General features: G+C 72.9%; 15 protein-coding genes. 6 read left to right on the top strand and 9 right to left on the bottom strand.

What is annotated here, in order from left to right; translation table 11 throughout:
* Window positions 1–12 precede the first annotated feature (12 nt).
* Window positions 13–1,431, top strand: a complete 1,419-nt coding sequence (locus ACZ4M8_RS13255; protein WP_467606384.1) for a bactofilin family protein — start codon at window positions 13–15, stop codon at window positions 1,429–1,431.
* Between the two features lie 200 nt (window positions 1,432–1,631).
* Window positions 1,632–3,323, top strand: a complete 1,692-nt coding sequence (locus ACZ4M8_RS13250) for a flavin-containing monooxygenase (protein ID WP_467606383.1) — start codon at window positions 1,632–1,634, stop codon at window positions 3,321–3,323.
* A gap of 87 nt (window positions 3,324–3,410) precedes the next feature.
* Here ACZ4M8_RS13250 and ACZ4M8_RS13245 read toward each other — a convergent pair whose 3' ends face one another.
* A complete protein-coding gene (locus ACZ4M8_RS13245; RefSeq protein WP_467606380.1) occupies window positions 3,411–4,046 on the bottom strand; it encodes a hypothetical protein in 636 nt (211 codons plus the stop codon).
* A gap of 297 nt (window positions 4,047–4,343) precedes the next feature.
* Complete coding sequence (locus ACZ4M8_RS13240; RefSeq protein WP_467606379.1) at window positions 4,344–4,754, bottom strand: RidA family protein; 411 nt, start codon at window positions 4,752–4,754, stop codon at window positions 4,344–4,346.
* Between the two features lie 727 nt (window positions 4,755–5,481).
* On the opposite strand from ACZ4M8_RS13240, the gene ACZ4M8_RS13235 reads away from it, so the two are divergent.
* The 3 genes from ACZ4M8_RS13235 to ACZ4M8_RS13225 all read left to right on the top strand — a co-directional run bounded on the left by ACZ4M8_RS13235 (window position 5,482) and on the right by ACZ4M8_RS13225 (window position 8,984).
* The gene (locus tag ACZ4M8_RS13235; protein WP_467606377.1) at window positions 5,482–6,939 is read left to right on the top strand and encodes a DHA2 family efflux MFS transporter permease subunit; all 1,458 of its coding nucleotides are present in this window, start codon (window positions 5,482–5,484) and stop codon (window positions 6,937–6,939) included.
* Between the two features lie 276 nt (window positions 6,940–7,215).
* Window positions 7,216–8,130: a VOC family protein gene (locus tag ACZ4M8_RS13230; RefSeq protein WP_467606376.1), complete on the top strand. Its 915-nt coding sequence runs from the start codon at window positions 7,216–7,218 to the stop codon at window positions 8,128–8,130.
* A gap of 53 nt (window positions 8,131–8,183) precedes the next feature.
* A complete protein-coding gene (locus ACZ4M8_RS13225; RefSeq protein ID WP_467606374.1) occupies window positions 8,184–8,984 on the top strand; it encodes an SDR family oxidoreductase in 801 nt (266 codons plus the stop codon).
* 77 nt (window positions 8,985–9,061) lie between these two features.
* On the opposite strand, the gene mdlC is transcribed toward ACZ4M8_RS13225, so the two are convergent.
* From mdlC to ACZ4M8_RS13190, 7 genes are read right to left on the bottom strand one after another with little or no spacing between them, the layout of a single operon-like run.
* Window positions 9,062–10,642: a benzoylformate decarboxylase gene (gene mdlC / locus ACZ4M8_RS13220; RefSeq protein WP_467606372.1), complete on the bottom strand. Its 1,581-nt coding sequence runs from the start codon at window positions 10,640–10,642 to the stop codon at window positions 9,062–9,064.
* Entirely contained in the window at window positions 10,639–13,023 is a 2,385-nt protein-coding gene (locus ACZ4M8_RS13215) for a xanthine dehydrogenase family protein molybdopterin-binding subunit (RefSeq protein ID WP_467606369.1), read from the bottom strand. The genes mdlC and ACZ4M8_RS13215 overlap by 4 nt, the downstream gene beginning before the upstream one ends.
* On the bottom strand, window positions 13,020–13,484 hold the full coding sequence (locus tag ACZ4M8_RS13210) for a (2Fe-2S)-binding protein (RefSeq protein ID WP_467606367.1): 465 nt from the start codon (window positions 13,482–13,484) through the stop codon (window positions 13,020–13,022). Before ACZ4M8_RS13210 ends, ACZ4M8_RS13215 begins: the two co-directional genes overlap by 4 nt.
* Window positions 13,481–14,341, bottom strand: a complete 861-nt coding sequence (locus tag ACZ4M8_RS13205; protein ID WP_467606365.1) for an FAD binding domain-containing protein — start codon at window positions 14,339–14,341, stop codon at window positions 13,481–13,483. Before ACZ4M8_RS13205 ends, ACZ4M8_RS13210 begins: the two co-directional genes overlap by 4 nt.
* Window positions 14,338–14,592, bottom strand: a complete 255-nt coding sequence (locus ACZ4M8_RS13200; RefSeq protein ID WP_399096442.1) for a hypothetical protein — start codon at window positions 14,590–14,592, stop codon at window positions 14,338–14,340. The genes ACZ4M8_RS13205 and ACZ4M8_RS13200 overlap by 4 nt, the downstream gene beginning before the upstream one ends.
* The gene (locus ACZ4M8_RS13195) at window positions 14,567–15,154 is read right to left on the bottom strand and encodes an aromatic-ring-hydroxylating dioxygenase subunit beta (protein ID WP_467606362.1); all 588 of its coding nucleotides are present in this window, start codon (window positions 15,152–15,154) and stop codon (window positions 14,567–14,569) included. Before ACZ4M8_RS13195 ends, ACZ4M8_RS13200 begins: the two co-directional genes overlap by 26 nt.
* The gene (locus ACZ4M8_RS13190; protein WP_467606361.1) at window positions 15,151–16,497 is read right to left on the bottom strand and encodes an aromatic ring-hydroxylating oxygenase subunit alpha; all 1,347 of its coding nucleotides are present in this window, start codon (window positions 16,495–16,497) and stop codon (window positions 15,151–15,153) included. Before ACZ4M8_RS13190 ends, ACZ4M8_RS13195 begins: the two co-directional genes overlap by 4 nt.
* 855 nt (window positions 16,498–17,352) lie before the next feature.
* On the opposite strand from ACZ4M8_RS13190, the gene ACZ4M8_RS13185 reads away from it, so the two are divergent.
* Complete coding sequence (locus tag ACZ4M8_RS13185; RefSeq protein ID WP_467606359.1) at window positions 17,353–18,603, top strand: cytochrome P450; 1,251 nt, start codon at window positions 17,353–17,355, stop codon at window positions 18,601–18,603.
* Window positions 18,604–18,614: the final 11 nt, after the last annotated feature.

Here is an 18,614-nt window from a genome sequence, read left to right as displayed (position 1 = left end):
AGGAGAACCGCGGTGACCGTGATCGACGCCGTCAGCTCTGCCCTGCTGGACTACGCCGTCATCAGCGACCCCTATCCCCTCTACGCCGCCGTCGACAGCACGACCCCGCCGACCACACTGACCGTCACCGTCTCCAACGGCGGTGGCAGCACCGTCTACTGCCGCGAGATCCTCTTCCACCTGCCCATCGGCGACTACGCCCAGAGCCTGCTGCGGGAGAGGAGCGGGCACGGCAGAGAAACCACGGACACCTGGACCGTCACGCGCCTCACGGACGATGTCCACACCGCCCTCCCGGCGGGCGATTACGCCAAGTTCCGTGCCGTTCCCAAGAGCGAGATCGTCCCCATCGACGAGACGGGCGTGACGTTCGTCCTCACCGACCTGAGCATCAGCAGGTTCCCCGGCACCGCGCGCATCGAGATCCGCGAGACGTCCACCATGGACCAGGGGAATTGGCCCGAGAGCCCCAGATTCACCTCCCACAAGATCCCTAAATTCCCCACGCCCGAACTGCCTGCCAATGTGGTCCGCGATTTCTACGCCAAGCCCAGAAGCGGCGCCGTGGAAGGAGCCCCCGACGTCGCATGCGGTCAGGAGGTCACCCTCCACTGGCGCGGACCGAGCACCCTCGCGTACAAGGTGCTCGCCGGAAGCGGCGCGGAAGAGGTGGAAACGGAGCCGGGCGGGCCCCTCACCTACAAGCTCCGTCGGGACACCACCTTCGTCCTCACCTACACCATCGGCAACAGCACCTACCATCTGAGCACCACCGCCACCGTCAAGAACCCCGAATTCACCGGACTCACCAGCACGGGAGAAATCCGGGCGAGGGAAGGAATCGACGCCGGCGGCAAGGAGATCACGGCCAGGACGCTCCGTGCGTACCGCCTGGACCCGCCCCTGTCCCTCGAAGGGGAATCGGCCGGCTTCGACCTCGAAAAAGGTGTTCTCACCACCGGAACCTTGACGTGCGAGAAGAAGGCGACTTTCAAGAAGGAAGTCGACGCAGAAGGCGGTCTGACCGTCGACGGGACCGGCGTCTTCAAGGGACTGGTGACAGCGGCGGCCGACCTGACCGTCAGCCAAGGGGGTGTCACCAAGCTCACCACCAGTGACTTCGACGGAGTGAAGGCGCCCAGGAACCTGCGGGTCGACGGCACGGTCACGCTCTTCACGCTGTTCCACCCGCCCTTTTCCGTGGACCTCAAATGGCTCGGACCCGCCGAGACGGACGGCTTCCTCTACATCCAGACCGTAGAAGGCCAGTCGGGTTCGATCCTGGTCAACGGATGGGGAGAGGGAGCGAGAATCGGATTCAACGAGTGGAGCAGTTACACCGTCCCCATCCGGAAAGGAGACACCTGGTCCTACAGCAAGGGCACTGCGGTGCACTTCATCAAATGGTTCCATTGCAAGAACTCCGGTTGAGGCGGAGAAAATCACCTCCGATACCGGCCGCGGTGACCGGCTTCGGCAGTTCACTGCGCGGCCCGGCCTCGGCCTCACCGCGGTCCTCGCGCAGGGGCGGCGCGGCGAACGCTCTTCCCGGAAGGCCGCGTGGTGGATCAGGATGCCCTTGCCCGTCCATCCCGCACCACCCAGCGCGAGAACACCTGTCAGGAGAACGGATGCACACCGCCCCGCGGCACCCCGCCCCGTCCGCCCGCCGCACCCCGCAACTCGACGCCGTCGTCGTCGGAGCCGGCTTCGCCGGTCTCTACCAACTGCACCGGCTGCGCGAACTGGGCCTGCGCACACGGGTGTACGAGGCGTGTGACGACATCGGCGGTACGTGGTACCGGAACCGCTACCCCGGGGCCCACTGCGACATCGAGAGCACCGCCTACTCGTTCTCCTTCTCACCCGAACTGGACCAGGAGTGGGAGTGGAGCGAGCGGTACGCGACACAGCCGGAGATCCTCCGCTACCTCCATCACGTCGCCGACCGCTTCGACCTGCGCAAGGACATCATCCTGCGCACCCGCGTGACCGGGGCGGTGTACGACGAGGAGGCACACAGCTGGCAGGTCACCACCGACACCGGGGCGACGGTCACCAGCCGGTTCGTCGTACTGGCCACGGGCTGTATGTCCGCCGTCAAGAAACCGGACATACCCGGGGCCGGCACGTTCGCGGGCCGGGCCCTGCACACCGCGGACTGGCCGCACGAGGACGTCGACCTCACCGGCAGCCGGGTCGCGGTGATCGGGACCGGATGCTCCGGCGTCCAGGCGATACCGCTCCTCGCCGAGCAGGCCGCCGAACTCACCGTCTTCCAGCGCACCCCGGTCTACGCCCTGCCCGCCAGAAACCGCCCGCTGTCCGCAGCGGAGCAAGCCGAACTCAAGGCCCGCTACCCACAGTTCCGCGCCGCTCAGCGGGCCTCACGCGGGGGCACCGTCTTCGAGCCGCCGACCCGGTCGGCCCTGGAGGCGGACGACGCCGAGCGCACCGCCGCGTACGAGACGGGCTGGGACTCCGGCGTGCTCAGCGGCCTGCTGCGCACCTACACCGACATCCTCGCCGACCGCGCCGCCAACGAGACCGTCGCCGAGTTCGTCCGCGCCAAGATCCGGTCGATCGTCACCGACCCGGAGACGGCCGAGACGCTCTCCCCGCGCACCTTCCCGTTCGGCACCAAGCGCCCCTGCCTGGACACCGGCTACTACGCCACCTACAACAAGCCGCACGTCGGTGTCGTGGACCTCAACAGGACCCCGATCGTGGAGATCACACCGGCCGGCATCCGGACCACGGAGCGGGAACACCCCGTCGACGTCCTGGTCTTCGCCACCGGTTTCGACGCCCTCACCGGCTCACAGGTCGCCGTGGACATCGTCGGCAAGGGCGGCACCACCCTGAAGGAGAAGTGGGCCGAAGGCCCCCGGAACCACCTCGGTCTGCTCTCCGCCGGGTTCCCCAACCTCTTCACCGTCCTCGGCCCGCTCAGCCCTTCGGTGCTCAGCAACGCGGTGGTGTCCATCGAGCAGCATGTGGAGTGGATCACCGAGTGCATCGCCCACCTGCGGCGGGTGGGTGCCACGGAGATCGACGCCACCTCGCGCGCCGAGGACGACTGGTGCGCCCACGTCGCCGACCTCGCCTCCCGCACCCTCTATCCCGCCGTCGCCTCCTGGTACACGGGGGCGAACGTACCGGGCAAACCCCGGGTGTTCCTCGCCTATACGGGCGGCGCCGACCGGTACCGGGCCGAGTGCGACGCCGCCGCCCGGGACGGCTACCACGGCTTCACCCTCTCCACCGCGGCCGGCGGGCACCGAGCGCCCGCGGGGAGGGCGGGTAGGCCAACTCGCCCGTGAGAACCGCCGAACTCGCCTCTGAGCCCCCCGGAGGGCCCAAACGGGCCCGCCTCCGAGGGGCTCAGGCGCGGGGACGCCGGTGAGGGATCAGCCGGCGGTCCAGACGACCGGCTTGTCGCTGTACGCGTCGCCCTCGTCGAATTCGGCGCCCGTGACGTCGCCATCGCGCGACGCGGCGAGCGAGCAGGTCTCGAACGACACTCCCTTGCCGAACTCGGCGGGCGCGGATTCCTTGTCGCACTTGCCCGGGATGTCACCGATCAGCGAGACGCCCGTGCTCCGGCCGCCGTCGAGAAGGCCCCGCAGCTTCACGTACGCGCGCGGGAGGTCGGTGTCGCCGACGTTCTCCACCTTCATCTTGATGAAGTACGGCGTCAGGCTCTTCGCCCGCTCGCCGAACCGGGACAGGTCGGCCGCCGTGCCCTTGTCGATCGCCGTGACGGTGACGGCGAGGGTGCCCTTCTTCTTGGCGTATTCGAAGGGCAGGACCGCCTTGTCGCCGACCTTGAGCCCGGTGCCCGGCGCGGTGACCTCGCCCGCGGGCCGGGCGTCGCCGCCCTCGTTCTTGCCGCTGTCGGCGCTCGGGCTCTCCTTCTCCGCCCCGGCCGCCTTCGTCGCCGGCGACTCCTTGCCCGTCGTCTCCGTGTCGCCGCCGCACGCCGTGAGTCCGAGGCCGAGCGTCGTGATCAGAACGGCCGTCAGTGCGATACGTGCCTTGTGCATGTGTCAAGCCCTTGCTAGGTGGTGAATGGTCCGCCGACGCGGCGGAGCCCGCGTAGTTTGTCAGGCAGGTGTGGATGTTCGGTGCGCATCAGGTGACGGAGATGTCTCGGCCCGTCGCGTCCCGCGCCGCGCTCGGCATCTCCCCACGCGGCTGAGCAGCGCCGGCCCCCGGCGCGGCGCGCCCCTCTCCCCTCGCCGGGCGCGGGAGCGGGTGTCACCGGTCGCCGAGGCACGGACGAGGAGCCCACCAGGACCGGCCGGCCTCTCCCCGCGGGCCCTGTGGCGGGCCGACGCCCCTCAGGCGTCGAGTACGGCGGCCACCGCCTCGATCTCGACGAGTTGGTCCTCGTAGCCCAGCACCGTGACGCCCATCAAGGTGCTGGGAACGTCGTGATCGGCGAACGAGTCCCGGACCACCGCCCAGGCTGCCACCAGGTCCTCCCGCCGGTCGGATGCGACAAGAACCCTTGTGCTGATGACGTCCTGGAGGGAGGCGCCGGAGGCAGCGAGGGCCGCCCGCATGTTCTCGACGGCCTTCCGCGCCTGACCCGCGTAGTCCCCGATCGCCGCCGTCGAGCCGTCACGGTTGAGGGGGCACGCCCCGGCGAGGAAGATCAGGCGCGAGTCGGCGGGCGCCGTGGCCGCGTAGGCGTACTCGGCGACGTCGGACAGGGAAGCGGATCGGATCAGGGTGATGGCACGAGCCACGGTCGTGGGGTCCTTTCCCTCGGGTACGGAGCGCGGACATCCTGCCAACGCCCCGTCGGCACGCGCCTGCCCTTTTCCCGGCGCCCCCCGGCGGCGCCGTGATCTCTGGTCGCCACCCGCGGGCCGGGTGAGCGCGCCCCCACCGACCGACTCGGGTACGGGCCGCCCAGCCTCCGGCCGGCTGCGGGCAGCGCTGGGCCGGGACGCCGCTGAGCACCCGAAGGGGCGCGCCGGGCCGCACGTCACGGCAGTGAGCCGCAAGGATCCGCGCCCGTCCTCAAGTACGGCCCCCGCCCCGGACCGGGCGGCGTCGGTGCGGGGACCGGCGGTGCCGATGTGGGTGGCAACGGGCCGCTCCGGGCGGCGGTCGGCTACCGTAGAGGCGTGTCTACGCCCCGAGTTTCCTAGCTGCGGACCCGCTTTCACGCCACAAGTGTGTCCTTTTCGCCTCTCGGAGCGTTTCCTCGTGATGACTCCTCACGTCGGGCCGCGCGCGGCCATGTGCCGGCCGAAGCCCCCTTCCTCCTGTTGCCCGAGCGTCGTTGCGGCGCCGCGCGGGCGGCCGGTCGTCCCTGACTGACCACCGGCTCCTCCCGGCCGGACCCGTTCGACGGTTCGGCCCTCGCGGGCGGGGGCCTGCGGGCCGCCCCGCCCCCTGCGGCACGACCGCGCACCGCGGACGTGCCGCCATTCCACCGATCTCTGCGACATTCCGAAGGGCACCACGTTGTCCGTCACCACATCCGCCCCGACCCGGCCGGCTCCCGCCGGACGCCGGCGCACCCTCACGCTGATCATCGTGCTGCTGGCCGCTTTCATGGACCTGCTGGACGCGACGATCGCCAACATCGCGCTCCCGACCATCCGCACCGATCTGGGCGCCTCCGCCGCCCAGATCGAATGGGTGCTCGCCGGTTACACGCTGGCCTTCGCCCTGGGCGTCGTCACCGGCGCCCGGCTGGGCGACCTCTACGGCTACAAGCGCGTCTTCCTCATCGGCATGGCCGGGTTCACGGCCGCCTCCGCACTGTGCGGCGCCGCCCCCACACCCGGGCTGCTGGTCGCCGCCCGCGTCCTCCAGGGACTGTTCGGGGCGGCGATGATCCCGCAGGTCCTCTCCCAGGTCCAGCTGCTGTACGCACCGCACGAGCGTGGTCGGGCCATGGCCGCGTTCTCCTCGCTCTCCAGCCTCGCCGCCGCCCTCGGTCCCATCCTGGGTGCCCTGTTGCTGGAGTCGAGCCTGCCGGGCCTCGGCTGGCGTGCGGTCTTCCTGATCAATGTCCCGGTCGGTGTCGTGGCGGTGTTCGCCGCCTGGCGCGTCCTGCCCGAGGCCCGCGCCACCACGCGGCCCCGCCTCGACCTGCCCGGTGTCGTCCTCTCCGGGATCGGGCTGCTGCTCCTGCTCTACCCGCTGACGCTCGCCAGCGACCGCGGCACCTGGCCCGCGTGGTCCTACGCCGCGTTCGCCCTCGGTGTGCTCACCCTGGCGCTCTTCCACCGCGCTCAGCGCGCGCTCTCGGCCGCGGACCGGTCGCCGCTGGTGGAGGTCTCGCTGCTGCGTATCCCCTCGGTCGGCGGCGGACTGCTGGTCGAGTTCCTGATCTTCCTGCCGATGATGGGATTCTTCTTCACCCTGCTCCAACTCCTCCAGGCCGCACTGGGGTTCACCCCGCTGACGGTCGGTGTGCTGATGCTGGCCTGGCCGGTCGCCAACGCGGGCTTCGCCACGCTCGGCGCCACCGTCCTCATGCCGCGCATCGGCCGCGGGACCGTGCAGATCGGCCTCGTCGTCATGGCCGCGGGGCTGGGCGTCCTCGGCGCCACCGCGCACGCGGCCACCCCTGACACCCCGTGGGCGGCGTTCGTACCCGGTGTGTTCGTCGCCGGTTCCGGCGCGGGTCTGGCCGTGGCGCCGCTGGCCCAGCTCACCCTCCAGGACGTCCCCGAGCGGCATGTGGGCAGCGGGTCCGGGCTGTTCAACACGGTCATCCAGGTCGCCGCCTCCCTCGGCGTCGCCCTCTTCGGGACCCTCTACTTCCACCCGCAGCCCGACCGCACCCATCAACTCGCCCGGGACGCGGGCCCGGCGTTCGCCACCACCATGTGGATCAGCGTCGCGCTGCTCGCCGTCACCTTCGCGCTGAGCTACCTGCTCCCGTCCCGGAGCCGGTCGGCGGAGAGCTGACCCCGGGTCAGGACGACAGGGAGGCGGTGGCCGCGGCCACCGCCTCCCGCGTTCTGCGGCACCGGAGTCACGGCCCCTTACGCGAGGCGCCGGCCCCCGCGCCGTGCCCGAACGCCGTGCCGGTAACGGTAATTCAGGGTGCCGCGAGGGCCCGCTCGCCCTGTTCCGAAAAGACGGGGGACGCGCACAGAAGGGCCGAATCAGATGTTCCCTTTCCCCGGGGCGCCGGTACTCTCATATCGAAACCACCCGATACAGTCTGGGGGCGCATTTGCGATGATCACCCATGTCCGGAGTGTGGCACTCGGCGTACCCGACCTGAGCGCCGCCCGGGAATTCTTTGAGAAACACTGGCAGCTGGATCTCGTCGGCACCGATACCGATCGGGTATTCCTCGGGGCCGGTTGCCAGGACAGCCACGTCCTGCGGCTGCGGGCCACCGCCGCACCGCGGGTGGACCTGCTGTGTCTGGCCGCGACCGACGAACGCGCCGTGGACGAGATCGCCGAACGGGTCGCCGCCCACCCGCGAGGCCGTCTCCTCACCACGCCCGCCACCTGCGACGACGTGGGTGGCGGCTACGGTTTCCGGTGCCTCGACTGCGAGGGCCGTACGGTCGAGGTGGCCTGCGGGGCGGCGGTGCGGGCGTTTCGGCCCGTCGAGGCGGGCGAGAGCCGACCGACCGGCATCAGCCATGTCGTGCTCAACTCGGCCGATATGCCGGCCGCCCTGGCGTTCTACCGCTCGGTTTTCGACCTCCAGGTCACCGACTGGGTGGAGGACATCATGGTATTCCTCCGCTCCGGCCCGGCCCACCATATGCTCGCTTTCACCCGGGCCCCGCATGTTTCACTGAATCACGTCGCCTTCGAATTACGCGGGATCGACGAATTCATGCGGGCGACCGGCACCATGACGAAAAAGGGCTACGCGCCACTGTGGGGTCCTGGACGGCACGGGGTCGGGATGAACACCTTCACCTATTTCCAGGAGCCGACTTCCCGGTTCGTCGCCGAATACACGACGGGAATGCAGCGAATCGACCCGGACCACACGTGGACGCCCCGCGTCTACCCCGCCAACGCCCAGACCAGCGACACCTGGGGCGTGGCGTCGCCCCGTGACGACGCGGTCTCGGCGAGCCTGCGGGGCTGCCCGGACACCGGACTGTGGCAGCCGCCGCCGGTGTGACCGGGCGGGGAGCGGTCGATCGGAGCACGCGACGAGCGGAGGGAGAGGGCGAATTGACAGCGGATGAAGGCGGACGGACGGAGCCGCACGGCGGCCCGGGGGCGGAAGGGGGGCCCGTCGCCGTGGTGACGGGCGGCGCGTCCGGCATCGGCCGCGCCGTGGTGGCCGATCTGGCGGCGCACGGCTACCGCGTCGTGGTGCTCGACCGCGGCGCCCCCGAGGAACCGGCCGGTGACCGGGTGCGGTGGGTGACCGGTGACGTACGCGACCCCGAGGCGAACGACACGGTGGTGAAGGTCGCCCTGTCCCGCTTCGGGCGGCTGGACCTCTTCGTCGGCAACGCCGGGGTGCACGACGGCGGGGCCGGGGTGCGCGACCTCGACGGCGCCGCGCTCTCCGCGCTCGCCGGGCACGTCCTGGACGTCAACGTGGTCGGCTATCTGCTCGGCGCGCGGGCCGCCGCCGGACCGCTCACCGACAGCGGGGGCGCGATGGTCTTCACCCTCTCCGACGCGTCCTTCCTCGTCCGCGGCAACGGCGCGGGCCTGGCGTACGCCGCCGCCAAGCACGCGGCGCTGGGGGTGGTGCGCCACCTGGCCGCCGACCTCGCGCCCGCGGTGCGGGTCAACGCGGTGGCCCCGGGCGGCGTCGTGACCGGGCTGCGGACCGTGGACGGCCGTCCCGTCTTCGCCGACGCCGGTGACATCGCCGCCAAGGTACGGGAGTTCAACCCGCTGGGCGTGATGCTCAGCGCCGAGCGGATCGCGCCGCTCTACCGCTTCCTGGCGTCCCCCGAGGCGGCGGGGATGACCGGCGAGGTGCTGCGGCCCGACGGCGGGCTGGCCGTGCGGTAGGGCGGGTCCGTGACGTCCCGCCCGCCTCGTCCTCCGGGCGGACGGCGGGACGTCACGGGCCTCCCCCGGGCCACCGCTCACTCCTCGACCACCACGTCGAGCAGGTAGGGGCCGGTGGCGGTCAGGGCGGTGCTCAGCGCGGGGACGAGGTCGCCGGGGGCCTCGACCCGCGCGGCGGCGCATCCCTGGCCGGTGGCGAGGGCGACGAAGTCCAGCCCGTCGAGGTCGGTGCCGACCGGCCTCGCCATGCCGAACCGCTCGGCGAAGGCGTCCACCGTGGCGTAGCGGCGGTTGTTCACCACGACGACGGTGAGGGGCAGGCGCAGCCGGGCGGCCGACCAGAGGGCCTGGACGGCGTACATGGCGGAGCCGTCGCCGACCACGGCGAGCACCCGGGTGCCGGGACGGCCCAGCGCCTGGCCGACCGCCGCGGGGAGGCCGTGGCCGAGCGCGCCGCTGGCGGTGGTGTAGAAGCTCTCCGGGCCCGGGTTGGGCAGGTGCGCGCACATCAGCGGCCGTGTCCCGGGGGCCTCCTCCACCAGGACGCAGCCGTCGGGGCGTTCCCCGGCGAGGGCGTGCACCAGGTGGGCCTGGGTGATCCCGGTCGCGGAGGGGGTGGGCGGCGCGGGGCGGCGGCGGGCGGGCGGCGTGGTGCGCGGCGTCCGGGGCGGGTGGGCGGCGAGGGCGCGCAGCGCGGGGGCCAGTCCGGTGAGGACGGCCGTGCCGCCGGGGCACCAGGCCGCCTGTTCGGGGTCGTCGGTGAGAAGGCAGAGTTCCGCGCCGGGCGGGAGGTGCGGGCCGCGGCCGGGGACGTGGTAGGTGAAGACCGGCGCGCCCACCGACAGCACCAGGTCGTGGGCCGCCAGGGTGCGCACGATCTCCTCGCGTACCGGCGGCAGGAAACCGGCGAACAGCGGGTGTTCCTCGGGGAAGGCGCAGCGGTGGGACATCGGCTCCGCCCAGACCGGCGCGCGGTGCGCCTCGGCCAGCGCCACGAGGTCGGGTACGGCCCCCTCCCGGTCGACCCCGGCGCCCGCGAGCAGCACGGGCGACCGGGCCCCCGCCAGGGCCTCGCCGACGGTGGCGAGCAGGGCGGGATCCGCGGCCACGGTGGTGCTGACCCGTCGTGGCGCGACGGGTTCGGCGGGGCGGTCCCAGTCGTCGCTGGGGACGGAGACGAGCACCGGCCCGGCCGGCGGGGCGGTGGCGAGGTGCCGGGCGCGGGCGAGGGCCGCCGGGACGTCCTCGGCGCGGGCGGGCTCGCGGCTGAGCTTGACGTACGGGCGGGGCAGGGTGACCGCGTCCTCCGACAGCAGGTAGGGGTGGCCCTCCAGCAGCGAGCGGGCCTGCTGGCCCGCGACGACCACCAGCGGCGTGCGGTTGCGGCGGGCGGTGAACAGCGCGCCCATCGCGTGCCCGACCCCGGCCGCCGAGTGCAGGTTGACCAGCGCGGGGCGGTGGGTGGCCTGCGCGTATCCGTCGGCCATCGCCACCACCACGGACTCCTGGAGCCCGAGGACGTAGCGGAAGTCGGCGGGGAAGTCGCGGAGCATGGGCAACTCCAGCGACCCGGGGTTGCCGAAGACGGTGGTCATGCCCTCGGCGCGCAGCAGGTCGAAGACCGCCTGCCGCACCGTCATCGTGTGCGCGGTGTTCATCGGATGCCGCCTTCCGCCGTGAGGCCCGCCGCCCGCAGTGCCGCGCGCACGCGCGGCGGGGTGAGCGGGAGCGAGGTGAGGGTGTGGGCGATCTCGGGGACCGCTGCGGCGAGCGCGCAGGCCACCGCCGCGGGCGGCAGGAGGGTGCCGCCCTCGCCGAGTCCCTTGAATCCGCCGGGGATCACCGTGCTGGGGGTCGAGGTGTGTTCGATGACGAACTCCTCCGGGATGTCCGGGGCCGCGGGCAGGGTGTACTCGCGCAGCGACCGGGTGGTGGGCAGGCCGTCGGCGTCCACGGTGGCCTCTTCGGTGAGTGCCTGGCCCAGCCCCTGGGCGATGCCGCCGGCGATCTGTCCGTGGGCGATCAGCGGGTTGACCAGGACGCCGCTGTCGTGCACGGCCCAGTAGCCGGTGACGGTGGTCCGGCCGGTGCCGAGGTCGACCGCGACCTCGGCGGCGTGCGCGCCGTGGGCGAAGGTGAGCTGCGGCGGATCGAAGTCCACCGACTCCTCCAGCCGGATCGGGTCGGTGCTCCGGCGCCGTCCCCAGCCCCGGTAGCCGCGGTGGGCGACCTCGCGCCAGGCGATGCGGGCGCCGTCGGGGGTGTGGAAGACGGCGTCGGGTGAAGACGGGGCGGCGGTGGCCGCGATCCGTGTGCGGACCCGTTCGGGTTCGGTCTCCAGGAAGGCGGCGGCGAGCTGCCGCATCCGGTCGGCGAGCCGTCGCGCGGCGGTGATCAGCGCGCCGCCCGCGAGGGTCAGCGCCCGGCTCGCCTGGGCGGACAGGTCGGAGTGCGGGGCGGTGTCGGTGTCGCCGAGTTCGACGCGTACCCAGTCCAGGGGGATGCCCAGTCCCTCCGCGGCGATCTGCGCCAGGCTCGTCTCGATGCCCTGGCCGACGGCGATCACGCCCGCGTACACGGTGACGGTCCCGTCGTGGTTGATCCGCAGCCGTACCCCCTCCCAGCCGCTCCACGCGATGCCGAACGCCTCCAGCAGGGCGGTGGGCGCGAAGGCGCCGATCTCCACCGCGGCGACGACGGCGGTGCCCCGGCGCACCCATGGCGCGTCCGGTGGGCGCGGCCGGTCGGCGAGGGCGGCGGCGCGGCGCAGGGCGGCGCCGTAGTCGCCGCTGTCGTAGGTGAGTCCGGTGTGGGTGGTGTACGGCAGCTCCTCGGGGCGAAGCAGGTTGCGCAGGCGCAACTCGGTCGCGGGCAGGCCGAGTTCGCGGGCCGCTTCGTCGATGAGGCGTTCGCGGAGGAAGGCCGCCTCCTGCATGCCGTACCCGCGGAAGGCGCCGGTCGGGACGCGGGTGGTGTGGACGCCGGTGACGGTGGCCGCGGCGGCGTCCGCGCGGTAGGGGCCCTGGAGCGTCAGGCCGGTCACCTGCGCCGGGCCGCTGCCCGCCTGGGTGGCGTACGCGCCGAGGTCGGCGAGGATGTCGGCGTCGAAGGCGAGGAACCGCCCGTCCGCGGCGACGGCGAGACGGGCGGTGGCCTGCTGGCCGCGGCCCTGGTAGGCGGCGGTGAAGTTCTCCGCGCGGGACTCCGTCCAGCGCACCGGGGCGCCGAGGGCGAGGGCCGCGGCGCAGACCATGGCCTCGTCCGGGTGGAGCAGGACCTTGCCGCCGAACGAGCCGCCCACGTCGGGCGCGATGACACGCACCCGGTCCGCGCGCAGTCCCAGCACGGCGCAGAGGTCCTGCCGCATCGCGTGCGGGGACTGGGTGGAGGCGTGGACGGTGAGCAGTTCGGTGCCCACGTCGTACGCGGCGAGGACGGCGCGCGGCTCCAGCGGGGTGTGGTGGAGGCGCGGCAGGGTGAACGTGCGCTCCACGACCACCGCGGCCCGGGAGAGCGCGGCGGCCAGTTCCCCGGGCGGGGAGCCGAAGCGGATGCGCCCGGCCTCGTTGCCCGTCGTGCCGGGTACGACGGGCGCGGCGCCCTCGGCGAGCGCGTCGGCGACGGTGGTGACCGGCGGCAGCGGCCGGAGCCCGAGCCGTACCGCCTCGGCCAGGTCCGCCGCCGCGGTCGGGGTCTCCGCGACGACGACGCCCAGCGGCTGCCCGGCGTAGCGGGCGGTGCGGACGACGACGGGGACGGTGTCCTCGGGCCGGCCGGGCAGCCGCCAGGCCGTGGGGATCGCGGCGGTGCGGGCCGCGAGGTCGTCGGGGCCGAGGACCAGGGCGCAGCGCGGGTCGCGGCGGGCGGCGGTGGCGTCGAAGCCGGTGAGCTCGGCGTGGGCGAGCGGGCTGCGGACGAGAGCTGCGTACAGCATGCCGTCGGCGCGCAGGTCGGCGGTGAAGCGGCCGTGGCCGCGGACCAGCCGGTCGTGGTGGCGGGGCGGCACGCTCGCGCCGATGTGGCGGTGGGCCGCGGTCACCGGTCGTCCTCCGGGCCGGCGGCGGTCTTGCGCCAGGCCGCGCGGATGCCCTCGTATCCGGTGCAGCGGCACAGGTGCCCGGCGAGGACGTCGCGTTCGCCGCCGCCGTGGCGGGCGGCGTGGGCCATCCGCACCAGCAGTCCGGGGGTGCAGAAGCCGCATTGCAGGCCGTGTTCCTCGACGAGGGCGCGCTGGGCCCGGGTCGGGCGGTCGCCGTCCGCGAGGCCCTCGACGGTGTCGACCTCCCGGCCGTCGGCCTGCACCGCGAGCAGCAGGCAGGAGCAGACCGGCTCGCCGTCGAGCAGGACGACGCAGGCTCCGCAGTCGCCGGTGCCGCAGCCGATGTGGGTGCCGGTCAGCCGCAGTGCGGTGCGCAGATGGTCGGCCAGTGTGGTGTGGTGCGGGGCGTCCGCGGTGCGGACGGTGCCGTTGACGCGCATCGTGATCCTCCGGACGTTCACCGGGCCGCCCCTTCCGCGTGGGCCGTCAGGGCCCGCAGCAGCAGGACGCCGGCCACCTCGGCGCGGTACGCGCCGTCCGGGGGGCCGGGGTGTCCGGCCGCCTCCGCGACGACGGCGGCGATCAGGCCCGGGTGCGGTCCGGCGACGGGACGGCCCGTCAGGCGGGCCTCGACGCCGGGCAGCCGGGCGGGGATGTGACCGCATCCGGTGACCACCACCCGTGCGGCCCGCACGCGCCCGTCGCCGCTCCGCAGCCCCAGGCACACTCCGGCGACCGGGTAGCCGGTGTCCCCCCGCGCGCACAGCTCGTGGAACTCGTGGGTGAGTCCCGTGGCACGGGGGAAGGCGATCTCGGTCGCCACCTCGTCCGGGGCGCGGACCGTGGCGTGGGCGCCGGTGGCGAAGCGGTCGGCGGGGACCGACCGGGTGCCCCGCGGCGATCGCAGCACCACCTCGGCGCCGAGCGCGACGGCGACGGCGGGCAGTTCCGCGGCCGGCGCCGCGTGGCACAGGGACCCGCCCAGTGTGGCGCGGCGGCGGATGTGCGGATGGGCCACCGCGGCCGCCGCCCGGCCCAGTACGGGCAGCGCGGCGGCGAGTTCCGCGTGCCGCTCCAGGGTGCGCAGGGTGGTCATCGCGCCGATCCGGACGCGGTCGGGGCCGACGGTGATCCGGGCGAGGCCGGGTATCCCGGTGAGGTCCACGACGACGTCCGGGCGGACCTGCCGTGCCATGAGCAGCGGGACGAGGCTCTGCCCGCCCGCCAGCGGTGTCGCCGTCCGGCCGGGGGCGGCCAGCGCGCGCAGGGCGCCGTCGAGGGTGGGCGGTGCGGTGTGTTCGAAGGCGACGGCCGTCATCCGCGTACCTCCCGCTGCACGGCGGCGCGCACCAGCGCGGTGGCCGCCGACGGTGTCAGGGCGCACAGTGCGTCCAGGACGGTGGCGTCGAGCAGGGTGCTCAGGCCGGTGCGTTCGGAGACCAGCCGCAGCCGCCGTCCGTTGCCGGTCGGGTGCAGCAGGACGGCGACCGACGCCGACTCGCCGGAGACCCGGCACAGCAGCGCGTCCTCGCGGCGGCCGGGATCAGAAGATGACGGAGAGCTGTTCATGGGTGGCGACCTCCACGTCGATCAGGACACGCCTGCGCAGCAGCGTCCGGCGCCCGCGGCACTCCCGGAGGAGGTCCTGGCGCGCGGCGGTGACGAGTACCGGGTGCTCGACGCCCCGGGCGCCGGTGACCAGCAGATTGGCGTCGGCCCGGACGACTTCGGGGGCGGGCGTGCCGAACACCCGTACCGGGCCGAGGAAGTGCCGGGTGGTGGTGGCGGGCCGGTCCGACCACGCCTGGAGGAGCCCGGTCCGCCCGAGCTTCAGCTCCAGCACCCGTTTGGTGGCCTCGAACAGCACGGCCGACCCGCTGTGCCGGGGCAGCGCGGGGTCCTCCCGCAGCAGCGGTACGGGGATCTCGTAGCGGAAGGCGGGGTCGAGCAGGTCCAGCCAGCGCCGGTACTCCCCCTCGTCCAGGGCGGCGCACTCCTCGGCCAGGAGGGAGGTGATCTCCGCGTCGAGGGCGGGGAGGCGGGGGCCGCGGTCGGGGAACGGGCCGTCCGCGAGGTCTTCCGGGCGCGGGGCGGGCCGCTCCGGGCGGCGCGGGTGCTGCGGTCCGGTCACGGCAACTCCCCCACCAGCTGAGACCAACGCCGGTAGAAGGCACGCTGGTTGTGTTCGCTGAGGGTGCCGGTCTCGGCCCGGCCCGGTCCGGGGAAGCCGGGCGCGGGGGTGGTGCGGCCGGTGCCCAGGGTCAGGTCCACGGGGTCCGCGCGGTCCGGTGCCGAGCGGGCGAGGGCGGCGTCGATGCGGGCGAAGTTCTCGAAGTCGTCCATCTCGAAGAGGATGCCGCCCGCGGACTGGGTGCGGGCCTGGAAGCGGTAGGAGCGGCGGCGCCATGCCGCGTCCATGGCGGTGGGCACCAGTGTCCAGTACAGGCATTCGGTCTCGCGGGCGCTGACCGGGACATGGGAGCGGACCACGAGGTAGCGGGTGAGCGGGTCGTCGTCGGCGCCGACGGCGCGGTCGTGGGCGACGCTGAGGAAGGCGGTGTTGGGGAACACCACACCGTGTGCGACCTCGCAGTGCGAGGTGAACCGCACCTGCTCCGGGGATTGCGCGGCGGCCAGTTCCGTCCAGCGTTCCGGCGGGTAGCCGGGGAACTGCGGGGCGGCCGGATCGCGGTCGTCGAGGCAGTGCCCGTCCTCGACGACGTAGCCGGCGCGCACGCTGTGGCCGCCCGCGGTGGCGATGTTGACGGCGATGAGGTCGGTGCCGGCCCGCCCGCGGGTGCCGTCGGCGAGGGTGTCGCCGTAGATGCCCTGGTCGAGCGCTATCCGGTGGGTGGTGCGCATGTGGTAGCCGTCGCCGGCGAAGTTGTCCGTGGGGATCTTCCAGTTGCCCCGGGTGCGCACCCGCTGCGGCGGGCCGCACACCTCCCACTCCCCCGCCCCGCAGTCGAGGAGGGCGTCGAGGTACCAGGCGATCTCGCCGAGGTACTCCTCCAGTCCGGGTGCCCGCGCGTCCCAGGTGGCGAAGAGGAAGCCGCGCCGGGAGACCACGCGTGCGGCGGGCAGGTCGTGGGCGGCACGGTCGAAGCCGGGCGGATAGGCCGACCGGAGCGCGGGAACTCCTGCCAGACGGCCGTCATTGGCGAAGGTCCACCCGTGATAACTGCACCGCAGATGTGCGGTGTTGCCCAGGCTCGCGCGGCACAACCGAGTGCCGCGATGGGTGCAGGAATTGTGCAGCGCGCGGACCGTGCCGTCTTCCCCGCGTATGACGACGACCTCGTCCCGGCCGAGTGTGCGCACGATGTAGTCGCCCGGCTCGCGCACCTCTCCGGCGAATCCGATGAGTTGCCAGGAAGGCCGAAATACACGCTCCCACTCGATATCGAGAACGTCACTGTCGATAAATGCGCGACGCTCGATCGAGGTTGGCCGATCAGCTGCTGATGACAACACACGCCCCTTTCCCCCGGAGAATGCAAGGACATACTCAACCGCACTGCGCACACCAGGAACTCCCGCACCGGAAAAACGCGGAGTGCGACCGTGCCGTACGGACGGCACGCGCCCGCGGACCTGCCGGGCGACAATGTCGGAAAATGCGGCCGGAGCGGCGACCGGGTCCCGCCAGACCCGGAATTGCCATGCGTCGGCCGGCCGGCCCCGCGGGGCGCCGCGCCCTGGGGCGCGCACCGCTTCCCGCGGGCCGGTGACGCTCCCACGCTAAGCGTGGCCATCCCGGCACGCAAGGCCCTCTCCCGCCGCTGCCGGAAGGCGTACCGGCAGCCCCGGGCGGGGCACCGGCGCCACCGCGCGGCGCAGCGGCCCTCCCGCGCACCGCCCCGTGCCGGCGGCGGCGACGACCTCGCGTACCGCCCCGAACACTGCCCCGCCGCCCGCGCCGAAACAACGGCACCTCGGTAATGCGGCCGGAAAGTGACGCCCCGTCATCCGGACAGAAAACCGGGCAGGGAGGTGGCAATATCCGGCCCCCCGCACCCTGCCGCTCGGCACGCCCGGAGAATCCTTTCCGAGTGCGCGCACCGCGGCCCGGTCGGCGCCACCACCGCATTCCACCTGGCACCGGCAGGCCACACAAACACCGTCCGGCGCCCCCGCACCTGGCCGAAAAAATGGCCGCATCACCCTGAAGATTCCGGATCTCGGCCTCGCCGGAGAACGCTTCGGCGGGCGCCTTGATCCGCCGGAGAAAAGTGCCTTACGGTGACGCCGAGAGAGCCATTGATTCTCCCTGCGCCCATAGCGGCCGCGCCTCTCCTATCTCCCACCGACTTTCCGGGAGCTGCATCCGTGTCAATCGATCTCGTATCCATCGAAGACTTCTCCCACAACCACGTCGAATACATCGAGGATCCGTTCTCCTTCTACGCGCTGATGCGCGAGCGCAGACCGGCCCACCTGTCCGGGAAGATCTTCGGCGGCACCTGGCTGATGTTCCGGTACGCCGACTGCGCGCGTCTGATGAAGGACGAGCGGCTGTCCAACGCGCGCTCCGCGGTCCCCTTGCGCTTCCTGCCGGACGAGCAGCGCGAGGAGTTCGCGGACATGCTCGACATCTACCGCCGCTGGCTGGCGTTCCACGACGGCGCCGAGCACACCCGCAACCGCCGCCAGGCCAACCGCGGCTACGTGCCATTCACCGACGAGGTCCTCGAACCGCGTATCCAGGGGCTGGTCGACCGGCTGCTCGACCGGGTCGACCCCGCCGGGTTCGACCTCATCTCGGAGTTCGCCTTCCCCCTGCCCGCGATGGTGATCGCCGACGTCCTCGGCGTCCCGGTCGAGGCGCACGCCGACCTCAACCGCTGGACCGACGACATCGCGCATCTCTTCGGCTCCACCTCGGTCTCCGTCGATCACCTGCGGCGGACCCGGGAGAGCACCCGGCAGCTCGCCGTTTTCCTGGCGTCCGAGGAGAACGCGCGCCGCTCCCGCGACGCGGGCGGACTCCTGCACCAGCTGCGGGAGATCGAGGTCCGCGGGCACCGCTTCACCGAGCGCGACGTGGTCGCGCAGGCGGCGCTGCTGCTGTTCGCGGGCGTGGCGTCCATCCGCTACCTCATAGGCAACAGCGTGCACGCCCTGGCCTCGGTCCCCCGCGCCGAACGGGACCTGCTCCAGAGCCCGGAGACGGTCGCGCCGGCCGTCGAGGAACTGCTGCGGATGTGCACGCCGGTCTCGTTCGTCGGGCGCATCGCCGCCGAGGACTTCGAGTACACCGCCTCCGACGGCACCGTCGTACCGCTGCGCAAGGGGCAGCCCCTGCTGCTGTACGTCGCCTCCGCCAACCGCGACGCGGACGTCTTCGACCGCGCCGACGAACTGGTCCTGGACCGGCCGCTGCCCAACCCGCATCTGACGTTCGGTATCGGCAGGCACCTGTGCTTCGGCGACCCGCTGGTGCGCCAGACGACGCGGATCGCCCTCACCTCCCTGTACCGCAGGTGGCCGGAGCTGCGCGTCCCGCGGCAGGAGCCCAACTGGAACAACAACCTCGGCTTCCACGGCTTCACGTCGCTGAACGTCACCGGCGGCGAGTGAGCCACGCGACG

It is taken from the genome of Streptomyces sp. NPDC027185 (assembly GCF_055567035.1).
Note: the sequence above shows the minus strand (reverse complement) of the source record. Positions and strands in the feature narration are given on the sequence as shown.

Excerpts from the sequence above, each read along its gene's own strand:
- ACZ4M8_RS13205 (WP_467606365.1), bottom strand. The coding sequence starts at position 14,341 with ATGACGGCCGTCGCCTTCGAACACACCGCACCGCCCACCCTCGACGGC.
- ACZ4M8_RS13230 (WP_467606376.1), top strand. The coding sequence starts at position 7,216 with ATGATCACCCATGTCCGGAGTGTGGCACTCGGCGTACCCGACCTGAGC.
- ACZ4M8_RS13245 (WP_467606380.1), bottom strand. The coding sequence starts at position 4,046 with ATGCACAAGGCACGTATCGCACTGACGGCCGTTCTGATCACGACGCTC.
- ACZ4M8_RS13250 (WP_467606383.1), top strand. The coding sequence starts at position 1,632 with ATGCACACCGCCCCGCGGCACCCCGCCCCGTCCGCCCGCCGCACCCCG.
- ACZ4M8_RS13200 (WP_399096442.1), bottom strand. The coding sequence starts at position 14,592 with ATGAACAGCTCTCCGTCATCTTCTGATCCCGGCCGCCGCGAGGACGCG.
- mdlC (WP_467606372.1), bottom strand. The coding sequence starts at position 10,642 with ATGAACACCGCGCACACGATGACGGTGCGGCAGGCGGTCTTCGACCTG.